Annotated in this window: 12 protein-coding genes; 6 read left to right on the top strand and 6 right to left on the bottom strand. The window is 69.7% G+C overall.

Features of this window, described 5'->3' with window-relative positions:
• The first annotated feature begins 25 nt into the window (after positions 1-25).
• From FK256_RS05210 to FK256_RS05185, 6 genes are all read left to right on the top strand, one after another.
• A complete protein-coding gene (locus FK256_RS05210; RefSeq protein ID WP_141423964.1) occupies positions 26-1,801 on the top strand; it encodes an ABC transporter ATP-binding protein in 1,776 nt (591 codons plus the stop codon).
• Complete coding sequence (locus FK256_RS05205; RefSeq protein WP_141423963.1) at positions 1,798-3,042, top strand: phosphotransferase; 1,245 nt, start codon at positions 1,798-1,800, stop codon at positions 3,040-3,042. Before FK256_RS05210 ends, FK256_RS05205 begins: the two co-directional genes overlap by 4 nt.
• Before the next feature lie 32 nt (positions 3,043-3,074).
• A complete protein-coding gene (locus tag FK256_RS05200) occupies positions 3,075-4,145 on the top strand; it encodes a phosphotransferase (protein WP_244936159.1) in 1,071 nt (356 codons plus the stop codon).
• Positions 4,142-5,467, top strand: a complete 1,326-nt coding sequence (locus tag FK256_RS05195) for a UDP-glucose dehydrogenase family protein (RefSeq protein ID WP_141423961.1) — start codon at positions 4,142-4,144, stop codon at positions 5,465-5,467. The genes FK256_RS05200 and FK256_RS05195 overlap by 4 nt, the downstream gene beginning before the upstream one ends.
• A gap of 86 nt (positions 5,468-5,553) precedes the next feature.
• Positions 5,554-7,059, top strand: coding sequence for a sensor histidine kinase (locus FK256_RS05190; RefSeq protein ID WP_211343536.1), 1,506 nt, complete (start codon positions 5,554-5,556; stop codon positions 7,057-7,059).
• A gap of 6 nt (positions 7,060-7,065) precedes the next feature.
• A complete protein-coding gene (locus FK256_RS05185) occupies positions 7,066-7,725 on the top strand; it encodes a response regulator transcription factor (protein WP_021607464.1) in 660 nt (219 codons plus the stop codon).
• A gap of 60 nt (positions 7,726-7,785) precedes the next feature.
• Here the strand turns inward: FK256_RS05185 and FK256_RS05180 are convergent, their stop codons facing one another.
• The 6 genes from FK256_RS05180 to rplU all read right to left on the bottom strand — a co-directional run bounded on the left by FK256_RS05180 (position 7,786) and on the right by rplU (position 13,292).
• Positions 7,786-8,262, bottom strand: a complete 477-nt coding sequence (locus tag FK256_RS05180) for a ubiquitin carboxyl-hydrolase (RefSeq protein WP_141423959.1) — start codon at positions 8,260-8,262, stop codon at positions 7,786-7,788.
• A 182-nt stretch (positions 8,263-8,444) separates the two neighbouring features.
• Positions 8,445-9,737: a glutamate-5-semialdehyde dehydrogenase gene (locus tag FK256_RS05175; RefSeq protein ID WP_141423958.1), complete on the bottom strand. Its 1,293-nt coding sequence runs from the start codon at positions 9,735-9,737 to the stop codon at positions 8,445-8,447.
• A 34-nt stretch (positions 9,738-9,771) separates the two neighbouring features.
• A complete protein-coding gene (proB, locus tag FK256_RS05170; protein ID WP_009233599.1) occupies positions 9,772-10,956 on the bottom strand; it encodes a glutamate 5-kinase in 1,185 nt (394 codons plus the stop codon).
• 14 nt (positions 10,957-10,970) lie between these two features.
• Positions 10,971-12,560: a GTPase ObgE gene (obgE, locus tag FK256_RS05165; protein WP_141423957.1), complete on the bottom strand. Its 1,590-nt coding sequence runs from the start codon at positions 12,558-12,560 to the stop codon at positions 10,971-10,973.
• 85 nt (positions 12,561-12,645) lie between these two features.
• On the bottom strand, positions 12,646-12,903 hold the full coding sequence (gene rpmA, locus FK256_RS05160; RefSeq protein ID WP_009233601.1) for a 50S ribosomal protein L27: 258 nt from the start codon (positions 12,901-12,903) through the stop codon (positions 12,646-12,648).
• 68 nt (positions 12,904-12,971) lie between these two features.
• The gene (rplU, locus tag FK256_RS05155) at positions 12,972-13,292 is read right to left on the bottom strand and encodes a 50S ribosomal protein L21 (RefSeq protein ID WP_009233602.1); all 321 of its coding nucleotides are present in this window, start codon (positions 13,290-13,292) and stop codon (positions 12,972-12,974) included.
• Positions 13,293-13,449 lie beyond the last annotated feature (157 nt).

The raw sequence follows: 13,449 nt of genomic DNA, 5'->3' as shown, positions 1-13,449 counted from the left end.
CGCACCCCGGGAGCACCGCTCCCCCATGCGCCAGACCCTGCGTCTGGTAGGGCCCGATGCTGCTCCGCAGTGGCGCCTCATGGCCGGGGGCACGGTGGTGCTTCTGGCAGAGGTGGCCTTCCGGGTGATGGAGCCCTGGCCCCTGAAGGTCGTCATCGACTCGTTGGTGGCCTCGATGGGCAGGCACACGGGCAGCGCACCCGCCACGACCTCCTCCTTGGTGGGGCTGGGCGTGGCCCTTCTGGTGATCGTGGCCGGTCGGGCGGGGTGCAACTACCTGGCCACCGTGGCCTTCGCACTGGTGGGCTCACGTACGGCAGCCTCCCTGCGCAGCCGGGCCTTCCACCACGTCCAGGGGCTCTCCCAACAGTTCCACGCCCGCAACCGCAGCGCGGATACGGTTCAGCGCCTCATCGCCGACGTCAACCGCATGCAGGAGGTGGCCGTCACCGCCGGCCTGCCAATGGCCGCCAACACCTTGACCCTGCTGGTCATGGTCGTGGTCATGGTGTTCCTGGACCCGCTGCTGGCCACGATCGTGGTCATGGCAGTGGCGGCTTTCGCAATCGCTTCCTCCGGCAACTCTCGGCGGATCTCCGCGGCCTCCCTGCGCAGCCGCAAGTCGGAGGGGAACCTGGCCAACACGGCCCAGGAGGCGCTCGGCGCCATCAAGGTGGTCCAGGCCTACGGTCTGGAGCCCCTGCTGCACGAGCGCTTCACGGGTGCCAACACGGTCTCCCTGAGCGAGGGAGTGCGTTCACGCCGCATCGCCGCGCGCCTGGAGCGTTCCACGGACGTCATCGTCGGCGTGGCCACGGCCGTGGTCATGGTCGGTGGAGGCATCCGGGTCCTGAACGGCGCCATGTCTCCGGGAGACCTCGTGCTCTTCACGACCTACCTGCGCACCACCATGAAGCCGCTTCGGGACATGGCCAAGTACACCGGCCGCATCGCCCGGGCGGCGGCATCGGGCGAGCGGGTGGCCGACCTCATGGCGGTCGAGCCCGAGATCGTCTCGCCTCGCGACGCCACCGTGCTGGACCCGGTTCGCGGCATGGTCCACTTCGACCACGTCCGCGCCGCCTACGAGGGCCGGCAGGTGCTTCACGGTGTGAGCCTGACGGTGGTTCCCGGTGAGCACGTGGCGCTCGTGGGGCCGTCGGGCTCAGGCAAGTCCACTCTGGTGTCCCTGGTGGTGCGGGCCCTGGATCCGACGTCGGGCACGGTCAGTCTCGACGGGCACAGCCTGGACGAGCTGGACCTGAAGTTCCTGCGCTCGCAGGTCTCGGTCCTGCACCAGGAGGCGGTGCTGCTGACCGGCACGATCCGCGAGAACATCCGCCTGGGGCGGCCCGACGCCTCCGACGGTGAGGTAGAGGCGGCCGCGCGCGCGGCCCACGCCCACGATTTCATCACCCAGATGCCCGACGGCTACGACACGGCCGTGGGCGAGCGGGGCGGCACCCTCTCCGGGGGCCAGCGTCAGCGCATCGCCATCGCCCGGGCACTGCTGCGCGACTCGCCGATCGTCATCCTGGACGAGGCGACCACCGGGTTGGACCCGGCCTCGACGTTGGCGGTGCTCGAGGCGATCGACGGGCTGGTGGCCGGACGCACGACCCTGACCGTCACCCACGATCCGCAAGCTGCTATGCGCGTCGACCGGGTGGTGTGGATCCAGGACGGGCGGATCCGGCTGGAGGGGAGTCCTCAGCACCTCATGGACACCTCGGACGAGTTCCGCCGGTGGGCGAACAGCCACCTGTCGGACTTCTTCGCCCTGGAGGGGAGCGGATCGTGAACCCACCCGCGATCTCCGCAGCGACCACAACAGTGACTACAGCCGACGCCGTCTGCGCGGTTCTCGATGCCGACCGGCTCAGTGAGCTCCTCGGCCAACCAGTGCGGGCAGGCCGGCTGCGTATCAAGCCGAACGTCTCGGTCCTGATGTCCTTGACGGAGCGCTCCACCGGGCTCACGTCCGGGTGGGCGCGGCTGCTCTGGCCGGTCTCGCACTCCAAGGCCGCCCAGGCCGAGCGCCTGGCCACCTCTCTGGGGCTCGACCAGGCTCCGATCACCCGGGCCGCAGGCGGCGACCTGCTGCTGCAGAGCGGTCCGGTTCACACCGACCCCAAGCTGGCCGGGCCGATGGCGGACGCCGCCCGCCAGGGGGTGCTGAGATCTTGGGAGGCCGGGGACGTCCTACGCTACAACCCCTCACGGCGTCTCGTGCTGCGGGACGGCTCCACGGTGCTGCGGATGCGTGCTCAGGCCGGCAACCCGGCCGACGACGTCCATCGCGCCCTGTCCGAGTTCCTCCCGGTCCCGCGTCTGCTCGACTCCGAGGCCGTGGCCCGGTGCGAGGGGCATGTCAGTCTCCAGCAGTGGTGCGGCGATACGAACGTGGCCGAGCTCTCCGAGGAGAGTGCCGCTGAACACGCCATATCCGAGGTCGCAACCGAATCCGCAGCCGATGCCACGCGGCGCGTGGGGGCGCTGCTGGCCGAGCTGCACTCCTGCGCAGAAGCGCTGAAGCCGGACCTCGTCAACCGGCTGCCCCATCGGCATCCCGATCCTCAGGACCTGGCCGAGGTTCACGCCCGTCAGTTCGATGTCCTGGACCCCGAGCTGGCCCGCCGCGTGCGGGCGGTGGGCGACATACTGCCCAGTCAGCTGTCGGGCGAGCCGACCCTCACCCATGGCGACGCCTCCCCCGACCAGGTGCTGTACGAGCGCTCCTCCGGGCGGATCTGGCTGACCGACTTCGACCGGGTGCGCCTAGCGCCGGCAGTCACCGATCTGGGCTCCTACCTCGCGGTGGCTCCGGCCTCCCAGGGGCGCGCCCTGTTGGAGGGCTACGCCGAGCACCGACCGGCACCCGGCGCCGAGCAGCTGGGGGTGGCGATCGCCTACTCGCGCCTGGCACGGCTGGCCGATCCTCTGCGCCGGGCCGATCCGTCCTGGCGTGAACGCATCGGGGTGGAACTGGCCGCCATTGAGAGCATCGCCCGGTCACCTGAGAAGAAGACCGCCGGGGCATGACAGAAGTCTCGACTACGACACAGATGACTGAGATGACACAGAAACCAGAGATGAACGGCGTGCTGAGCACGCTGCACGCGATTCCAGGGCTGCGCCGCGCCTGGCCCGAGCACCGGGACTCGGGCTCCACGAGCGTGAGCATCGAGTGCGTCGACGGCGAGGGCCGTCTGCGCGCCGGGCACGTCACCGCCGGAGCGGCTCCCGACCTACTGCCCTATGCCACTGACCCGGCCCTGCCGGCCCTATCCGCGCGCCTGACCGGAACGCTCGTCGTCCACCGCGCTGGCCGCCGTGCCGTGGTGATGGAGGAGACGCGGGTCCGCAAAATCGTGCGGCCGCACCGGGCCGCAGCCCTGGTGCGAGCGCACGCGACGGCCGCCTCGGTCCTGAGGGTCACCGGCCTGCGCACCCCCCGGATCCTGAATAGCGGCAACAGCATTGACGACGTCGTCGATTTCGAGCTGCTGCCCGGCCGCAGCCTGGGCGCGCTCGGCGACGCCGGTCTGCCCGCGTGGAGGCACTTGGCGGGCTCCTGGGCCCACCTGGCCCACGGCGAGGCGGACCTGCCCGTCCACGGGCCGCGTCAGGAGGCCGAGGTGCTGCGCCGATGGTTCGCTTCCGCCCAACGCTACGGCGTCATCGACCAACCGACTCTCCTGCACGAGCAGGTGGTGGACACCTGCCTGAGCCTGCGGGAGGAGGACGGGGTGCACGTCATCGCCCACCGCGACCTCCACGACGGCCAGCTCCTGTGGGACGGAATCAGCCTGTCCCTGCTGGACCTGGACACCGCGGCCATGGCCGAGGCGGCCCTCGACCTGGGCAATCTCTGGGCCCACGCGGACCTCATGGCACTTCGGAGCCGGCTCGGTCCCGAGGCCCACGCACAGGTCCGCGGGCTGCTCGACAACATGGCCCGCACGCTGCCCACGACGGCGGAGCGTCTGGAGACCTACTACCGCTCTTCGGCGCTGCGACTCGTCTTCGTCCACGCCTTCCGACCCGCTGCCCACCAGTGGCTGCCCGCCTGGGTACGTCACTGCCTGGGGCACGCCTCGCCTTTCGCCCCCCTCAACCTCAGCGACGATTGGAACAACTCATGACCCCGCTCAAGCTCACTGTCATCGGCTGCGGATATCTCGGCGCCGTCCACGCCGCCGCCATGGCCCACCTGGGACACCACGTCCTGGGAATCGACACCCGGACCGAGCAGGTCGAGGCCCTCTCCCAGGGCCGCGCCCCCTTCTACGAACCGGGCCTGCCCGAGCTGCTGGTCACCGGCGCCCAGCAGGGCGACCTGCGCTTCACCTCTGCGCCGACGGCGGCGGAGCTGGCCGAGGCCGATGTCCACTTCATCGCTGTGGGCACCCCGCAGTCCGCCACCGGCAGTGAGGCGGATCTGAGCCAGTTGTGGAGCGTGGTCGACATGCTCCATGACGCCCTGCCCAAGGGCGGGCGCAGCCTCGTGGTGGGCAAGTCGACCGTCCCGGTCGGCACCGCCCAGCAGGTGTCCGAGCGCCTGGCCGACCGCGCCCTAGTGCTGTGGAACCCCGAGTTCCTGCGCGAGGGCTTCGCCGTAGCCGATACCCTCCACCCCGACCGCATCGTCTACGGGATGCCCGCCGACTCCCGCGACGCCCAGGAGGCCCAGGCCGCTCTCGACGCCGTCTACCAGCCCTTACTGGAGGAGGGGATCCCTCTAATCGTCACCGACTACCCCACCGCCGAACTGGTCAAGACCGCAGCGAACTCCTTCCTGGCCACCAAAATCAGTTTCATCAACGCCATGGCCCACCTATGCGACACGGCCGGCGCCGACGTGACCGTCCTGGCCGATGCCATCGGTCACGACCCGCGCATCGGCAGGCGCTTCCTCCAGGCCGGAGTCGGGTTCGGCGGAGGCTGCCTGCCCAAGGACATCCGGGCGCTGCGCGCCAGCGCCGACCTGCACGGGGCCGCGCACCTGGCGGATCTGCTGGGACGGGTCGACTCCATCAACCGCGAGCAGCGCGACCGGATTGTCGAGCAGGCCCGCGCCCACGTGGGGGACGACCTTTCCGGCAAGGCGATCACCGTCCTCGGAGCCGCCTTCAAGCCCCTGAGCGACGACGTGCGCGACTCCCCCGCCCTGGACGTCGCTTCGCGCCTGGCCGGCCTCGGGGCGGAGGTCACCGTCTGCGACCCGCAGGCCCTGCCCGTCGTCACCCGGTCCCACCCCCATCTCACAGTGGAGGAGGACCCCCGTGCCGCGCTCAAGGGAGCCGAGCTCGTACTGCTGCTGACAGAGTGGAACCAGTTCGTGACTCTCGACCCCGCCGACGCCGCCACCGGGGTCGCCGACTGCGTCATCATCGACGGACGCAACGCCCTGGACCCGGCGGCCTGGCGCCAGGCCGGGTGGACCTACGCAGGAGTGGGACGCTGAGCACTACCGCTGGTGGCTCCGCCCGAGCCCGGACTCGCCGGACGGAGACCGGTGAGTCCGGGCACAATGACGGCGTGACCTCTCTCATGCCCACCCGTACCATCACCATCGGTACCCGCGTCATGTGGGCGATCGTGCTGGTGGCGAGTATCGCGCTCATCACCTGCGGAGCGATTGTGTGGGCGCTGGGGCACACCAGCGTGTCGGCCGACGCCACGAATCGACTCGAGCACAGTCGAGACCGGATCCGCGAGCTGGCTGCGGACGGAACGGATCCCTCCAGCGGCCAACCCTTGGAGGACGTCTCGGCGGTGCTCCGCGTCCACATCCAGCGCACCGCGGAGGGGCCCGGTGAGGCCGAGCTCGGATTCGTAGGGACCAGCTCCGACACGGAGCTGACCTGGGTCTCCTCCGACAACGTCTCCTTCCGCCCGGAGGAGGACACCGACCTGCTCAAGCGGGTAACCTCCCAGGCCGCCGCCTCGGAGTCGGTCATCGAGACGGTACGCACCCCCTCATCGAACTACCGGGTTCTCATCGTCCCGGTCCAGGGCGGCCCCCAACACGGAGCGCTCGTGCATGTCATCGACCTCAAGGTCGCCGAGTCCCAGCTTCAGCGCACTATGGCCTTCTACACCGCGGCGGCCGTCTTCACCGTCGCCCTGGTGACCGGCCTGGCCTGGTTCGGCGTCGAGCGGCTCCTGCGTCCCATCGAGCAGCTGCGGCGCGCCACCGAATCCATCGGCGAGGAGGACCTGACCACCCGGGTTCCGGTCAAGGGCCGAGACGACCTGACCGCCCTGGCCGCAGCCGTCAACCGGATGCTGGACCGGGTCCAGACCGCGGTGGAAGCTCAGCGCAACCTGCTCGACGACGTCGGCCACGAGCTGCGTACGCCCATCGCCGTGGTCCGCGGGCACCTTGAGCTCACCGACCCCGCCGATCCCGGAGACGTGCGCCAGACCCAGCTGCTGGCCATTGACGAGCTCGACCGGATGGGAGTGCTCATCGATGATCTGATCCTGCTGGCCAAGAGCTCCCAGACCGACTTCATCGCCCCGGTGGACACCGACGTCGCCGAGCTCACCGAGCTGGTCTTCGACAAGTCCCTCGCCCTGGGCGAGCGCCGCTGGCAGCTGGAATCGGTGGCCTTTACCCGGGCCATGATCGACCCCACCCGAATCACCCAGGCCTGGCTCCAGCTGGTGGCCAATGCCGTGAAGTACTCCGAGCACTGCAGTACCGTCCGCCTGGGCTCGGCAGTGCGGGACGGACACCTGCGGATGTGGGCGGGCGACGAGGGCATCGGGATCGCCGCCGAGGAGATCGAAGTGGTGCGCCAACGGTTCAAACGCACCACCAACGCCCAGGAGATGGCCTCGGGAACAGGACTGGGACTGAGTATCGTGGAGACGATCGTCGCAGCGCACGGAGGACGATTGGACATACGCTCCCAGGTGGGCCAGGGATCGGTGTTCACCATGGCGATCCCTCTGGAGGCCTCCCCTGCACCGTCCTCTTCCGAGACATCGGCCTCGGAGAACGCCGGTGCCTCATCCCCTGAACAATCCCCGACAGCGTCCAAGGAGTGACTCACCATGAGTAGTATCCTCATCGTTGAGGACGAGCCCCGGATCGTCGCATTCCTCACCAAGGGCCTCAAAGCGGCCGGTTTCGCCCCGCACACCACCTCCACCGGCCTGGAGGCCGTGGAGCTCGCGCTCCAGACGAACTTCGACCTCATCATCCTGGACGTGGGCCTACCCGACATCGACGGTTTCGAGGTGCTCCAGCGGCTGCGCGGTCAGGGGGTGACGGCACCGGTCATTATGCTCACAGCCCGGTCCTCGGTGGCCGACCGCGTCGCCGGACTCGAGGGTGGCGCCGACGACTACATGCCCAAGCCCTTCTCCTTCGAGGAACTCCTGGCCCGTATCCGGGTGCGGCTGCGTCCGGAAGCTGCCGGGGCCGACCAGATGCGTTTGACCCACCGCGACATGGTCCTGGACTTGCGCACCCGCGCCCTGACGCTGGAGGGCCGGACGGTGGAGCTCTCGGCGCGGGAGTTCGCCCTCGCCGAGACCTTCATGCGCCACCCCGGCCAGGTCCTCAGCCGCGAGCAGCTCCTGAGCGCCGTGTGGGGACTGGACTTTGATCCCGGCTCCAACGTGGTGGAGGTCTACGTCTCTTACCTGCGCAACAAGCTGGGCAGGGACAGGGTGGAGACGGTACGCGGTATGGGTTACCGGCTCACCTGACGTGCAGCAGACCTTCCGGCCAGGCGCACCGACCCAGTACCGGTGACGTCGGTCGTCTATTCAGTCGTCAATGTCGCGATCGTCGTCGTCACGCTCCGTCGCCCCGATCTTTGCGGGACTCTTGTCGTCATCATCATCGATCTCGGTGCGAGAGTCATCGGACTTTCCGGCCGCGGCCGGTGCGCTAGGAGCGGCGGGCGCCGACTGCCGACTGCCGTGGTCGACGGCGACAGGCGGATCGGGCTCAACCGCCTGGGGCGAGTGGCCCTGCGTCGATGGGATCGAAGAGCCTGCCTCAGCGCCGCCCTGATCATGTGAGACGTTGCTGGCGCTGTCGGAGATCTGGTCCGGTGCCGATGTGGAGGACTGCGGTGAGGTGGCCGGGGTTCCGGTCATAACAATGCCCGGCTCGCTCACGGATTCGGCGGGGTGGAAGAACACCATACGGGTGACCCCGAGCAGAAGGCCCGATGTCACCACCACGACCACGGTGGCGACAACGCGGCCGCGACCGAAACGATGCAGCAGGTTTCCCATCCAGAGTCCCCTTCCCTAGGTTTTCCGGTCTCCGGCCCCGGAGCCACAACACGGCCACCAGGACAATAAGACCTTTGTCGACCGTAACACGAACGACAGGTCAGTACATTGGTGCAGAGCACAAGAAGCACCCGAAAACGCCTCAGAATCCACAGGAGAGCGGACAAGCCGGCGCTCGCGGGTCAGGGCCGGGTGTGCCCGTCGCCCTCAACGATCCAGGTCGTCGTCGTCAGCTCGGTCAGGCCCATGGGGCCGCGGGCGTGGAGCTTCTGGGTGGAGATGCCCAGCTCAGCCCCCAGCCCCAGTTGGCCGCCGTCAGTGAAACGGGTCGAGGCGTTGACCATGATGGCCGCCGAATCCATACCCGCGATGAAGTCCTTGATGACGCCCACGTCCTGGGCCAGGACGGCCTCGGTGTGCCCGGTGGTGTGGGCCCGGATGTGGTCGACAGCCTCTTCCAGGTCCTCCACGACGCGCACGGCCAGGTCCAGCGACCCGTACTCGGTGTCCCAATCGTCCTCGGTGGCCTCGACCAGGAGCTCCAGGCGCTCACCACCGGCGACCTCGGTCAGGATCCGGTGGGCGGCGGGATCGGCGTGCAGGACCGTGTCCTTATCCCACAGGGCGGCGGCTGCCTCCGGCAGGTAGTCGGCGGCGACGTCGATGTGAACCAGGAGCGTCTCGGCGGCGTTGCACACGCCGACGCGCTGGGTCTTGGCATTGACGATGATGTCGACCGCGGCCTGGAGGTCGGCGCTGGCGTCGACGTAGACGTGGCAGTTCCCCGAGCCGGTCTCGATGACCGGAACGGTGGACTGCTCGACGACGGCGCGAATGAGACCGGCCCCGCCGCGCGGCACCAGGGCGTCGACCAGGCCGTGGGCCCGCATGAGGGCGCGGGCCCCGTCCCGGCCGGCGGCGTCTACGCTGGTGACGAGGTCTGCGGGCAGTCCCTGGGCGTCCAGGGCGCTGCGCAGGGCCGCCACGATGGCGGCGTTGGAGTCCTGGGCTGCGCTGCCGCCGCGCAGGATGATGGCGTTGCCGGACTTGACGGCCAGGGCGGCGGTATCGACCGTAACATTGGGGCGGGCCTCGTAGATCATGCCGACGACACCCAGGGGCACCCGCACCCGGCGCACCCGCAGCCCGTTTGGCATGACCGAGCCGTCAATGATCTCGCCGACGGGGTCGGGCAGAGCGGCGACCTCCCGCAGGGCTCCGGCGATGTCGGACAGACGACCGGCGTCCAGGGCGAGGCGGTCCAGGAGCCCGGACTTCATCCCGGACTCGCGTCCACGCTCTAGGTCGGCGGCATTGGCGGCGAGGATCGCCTCGGTATGCTCGGTGAGGCTGTGGGCCATGGCCTCCAGGGCGGCGTCCTTGACGGCGCGCGGGGCTCTGGCCAGGCTTCGTTGTGCGGTGCGGGCCGCGCGGGCGGCTGCGGTGACGAGCTCGTGGGCGTCGACGTCGTTCATGGGGCCACCATAGAAGACGAGGCCGATGGTGTCCTCAGACTCCGGCAGTGCGAGGCAGCTCGGCGAGGTCGTCGCGGTGGACGACGGGAGCCACATGGTCGGGTGCCGGCGCGCCTGCGGCCCGGGCGGCTAGGACCTCGCGCAGCTCGGCGGCCGCGTAGCGGCAGATCCCGCGGGCCAGGGTGCGCTCGGGGCCGACGACGTCGACCACGGTCCCGGACTCGAAGTCGCCGTCGACGCCCGTGAGACCGGGCAGCAGGAGCGACTTCTTGCCCACGGTCAGGGCCCGGGCCGCGCCGGAATCGATGAGGAGGCGTCCCTCGGGCTGGGAGGCGTGGGCCATCCACAACCGGCGACTGGAGCGGTGTGGTCCGGTGGGATCGAACCAGCTGCCCAGGTCGGCCGGGACCCGGACCTCGCCCAGAAGGCGGGCGGCGTCGTCGGCCCGGGCGATGAGGGTGGTGGTGCCCGAGGCGCAGGCGATGGTGGCGGCTTGGAGCTTGGTGGTCATGCCGCCGGTGCCCACGAAGGAACCGCGCCCGGAGACGCTGACGCCCTCGAGGTCGCCGGATGAGCGCACGTGGCGGATGGGCTGGGCGCCGGGGGTTCCGGGCCGTGCGGTCCACAGCCCGTCGACGTCGGTGAGTAGCACGAGGACGTCGGCGGTCACCAGGTGGGCGACGAGGGCGGCCAGGCGGTCGTTGTCGCCGAGGCTGAACTCGCTGGTGGCCACCGCGTCGTTCTCGTTGATGATGGGCACGGCTCCCAGAGAGAGCAGGGAGTCGAAGGTGGCCCGCACCGTGCGGTAGTGACTGCGGATGGCGACGTCGTGAGCAGTTAGGAGAACCTGGGCGGTCACCAGGCCGTAGGCGCTCATAGCGGTCTCCCAGCGGGCGGCGAGCCGGCCCTGTCCGACCGAGGCGGCCGCCTGCAGGAGGCGCAGCTCGTCGGGGCGCCGGTCCAACCCCAGTGGCGCGAGGCCCGAGGCGACGGCCCCGGAGGAGACCAGGACGACGTCGTGACCGCGCCGCCGCATTCCGGCGATGAGGCCGGCAAGGATGTCGATGCGGTTGAGGTCGAGCCCGCCGTCGGTGCGCGTCAGCGAGGAGGAGCCGACCTTGACCACGACGCGGGCGCCCTCGGGCAGGCGATCAGGCCGCCCGCCCGAGTGGAAGCCGTCGCGATGGGCGTTGTCGCCATCAGCCGCTGGTGGTTTCATGCTGTCCCCGCCCGTCAATCCTCGTCGCCCTCGTGCCAGGTGGCGGCATCGGTCCACAGGCCCTCGGCGGCCTCCTCGCGCAGCTGCTGGCGCGCGGCCTCCTTGGCGTCCATCATCTCGTGGTATTGACTGCGCCGCTCGACGTTGGTCCGACGCCGGCTGCCCTCCAGGCGTAGGTCGGTGCCGCGGGCTCCCAAGAGCTCGGGGCCGGTGGTCATCGAGGGTTCCCAGGTGAACAGCACTCCCCCGTCTACCTCGCCGATGAGGACGGTGTCGCCTGCGTGGGCTCCGGCTTTGACGAGCTCGTCCTCAACGCCTGCCGCGGCCAGACGGTCGGCGAGGTAGCCGACGGCCTCGTCGTTGGAGAAGTCGGTCTGGCGCACCCAGCGCTCGGGGCGCTGGCCGCGGACCTGGTAGACCTGTCCCTCGCTGGGGTGGACCAGCAGGCGCACCTGGGCGACGCTCTCCTTCTCGCGGCGCCCGACCGCTTCGGGGCGGATGACCGGACGAGTTCCGTCGGCCTCGCCATCACGCCGAACGTCCCGCGGGGCCATCTCGCGGGCCCGCTCAACCTCGCCGGCCAAGGCGAAGGACAGGGGCCGCAGCCCTGTGTGGGCGACCGCCGAGACGATGTGCACAGGCAGGCCCCGGGCTTCGATATCGGCGCGCACGAACTCGGCGAGCTCGGCGGCGTCGGGGACGTCGACCTTGTTGAGCACCACGATGCGGGGCCGCTCCATGAGCGGGATCCGGCCGGTGAGGAGGGGATCGTCCTCCTGGTCCCCGAGGCGCTCGGAGTAGGCGGCGAGCTCGGCCTCGATGGTGTCCAGGTCGGACAGGGGGTCACGGCCCGGCTCGAGGGTGGCGCAGTCCAGGACATGGACGATGACGGCGCAGCGCTCGATGTGCCGCAGGAAGTCCAGGCCCAGCCCCTTGCCCTGGGAGGCGCCGGGGATGAGGCCGGGGACGTCTGCGATCGTGTAGCGCACGTCGCCGGCCTCGACGACTCCGAGGTTGGGCACGAGGGTCGTGAAGGGGTAGTCGGCGATCTTGGGGCGGGCGGCGCTCATGGCGGCGATGAGGGAGGATTTGCCGGCGCTGGGGTAGCCCACGAGGGCAACGTCGGCGATGGTCTTGAGCTCTAAGGTGACGTCCCCGGCCTGGCCGGGTTCGCCCAGGAGGTGAAAGCCGGGGGCCTTGCGCTTGGAGGAGGCCAGGGAGAAGTTGCCGCGCCCGCCGGTGCCGCCCTCGGCGACCACGATGCTGGCACCCTCGCCCACGAGGTCGGCGATGATCTGGCCGTCGGCATCCTTGACGACGGTGCCCTCGGGCACGGGCAGGAGGAGATCCTTGCCATCGGTGCCACGACGCCAGTCGCCCATGCCGGGGGTGCCGTTGCCGGCCCGCTGGTGCGGGGAGCGGTGGTAGCTCAGCAGAGTCGTCACCCGGGGATCGACGACCAGGACGACGTCGCCGCCGTGACCGCCGTCGCCGCCGTCGGGGCCGGCCAGGGGCTTGAACTTCTCACGGTGCACGGACGTGCAGCCGTTGCCGCCGTCGCCGCCGGCCACGTGGAGAACCACTCGATCGATGAAGCTGGGCATGGGGTCTCCTGTGAGTCCGGAGATAGGGCGAGGGCGGACGGCAGGTGCCGTCCGCCCTCGCGATGACGTGGGGTGTGCCCGGGGCTCAGGCCTCGGGGAGCACGACGTTGACGACCCGGCGGCCGCGGAAAGTGCCGAACTCAACGTTACCGGCGGCGGTGGCGAACAGGGTGTCGTCGTTGCCGCGGCCGACATTGCGGCCCGGGTGGAAGTGGGTGCCGCGCTGGCGGACGAGGATTTCGCCGGCCTTGACGAGCTGGCCGCCGAAGCGCTTGACGCCGAGGCGCTGCGCGTTGGAGTCGCGGCCGTTACGGGAGGAACCAAGACCCTTCTTGTGTGCCATGGTTGAGGCTTCTTTCTTCTCGAGCGTGTGCGTTCAGGATGTCCGTGTACTGGCTGACGCCGGGGCGGTCACTTGATGGCGGTGACCTTGACGGCCGTCAGCTGAGCGCGGTGGCCCTGGCGCTTGCGGAAGCCGGTCTTGTTCTTGAACTTGAGGATGTTGATCTTGGGGCCCTTCTCGTCGCCGATGATCTCAGCGGTGACGGAGGACTTGGCCAGGTCGGCGGCAGAGGTGGTCACCTTGTCGCCATCCACCAGCATGACGGGAGCGAGGGAGACCTCGTCGCCGATCTCACCAGCAAGCTTGTCGACAACCACGACGTCGCCGACGGAGACCTTCTCCTGACGGCCGCCGGCTTTGACGATCGCGTAGACCACTTGAATGCTCATCTCTGTAGATTCTTCGAAAGGCTCTCACGCGCGGTACGGCTTCGATCAGCCTCACCGGGAGGGCCCTGTCCTGGGCAATGGCGCAAGACGCACCGGCAGATAACTCTAGGCGATCATGTCGCCGGCACCAACCTCCGGCCCGTGCTACTCCCTGTGT

Origin of the sequence: Actinomyces johnsonii (assembly GCF_006546835.1) — a bacterium.
GTDB lineage: Bacteria > Actinomycetota > Actinomycetes > Actinomycetales > Actinomycetaceae > Actinomyces > Actinomyces johnsonii.
Note: the sequence above shows the minus strand (reverse complement) of the source record. Positions and strands in the feature narration are given on the sequence as shown.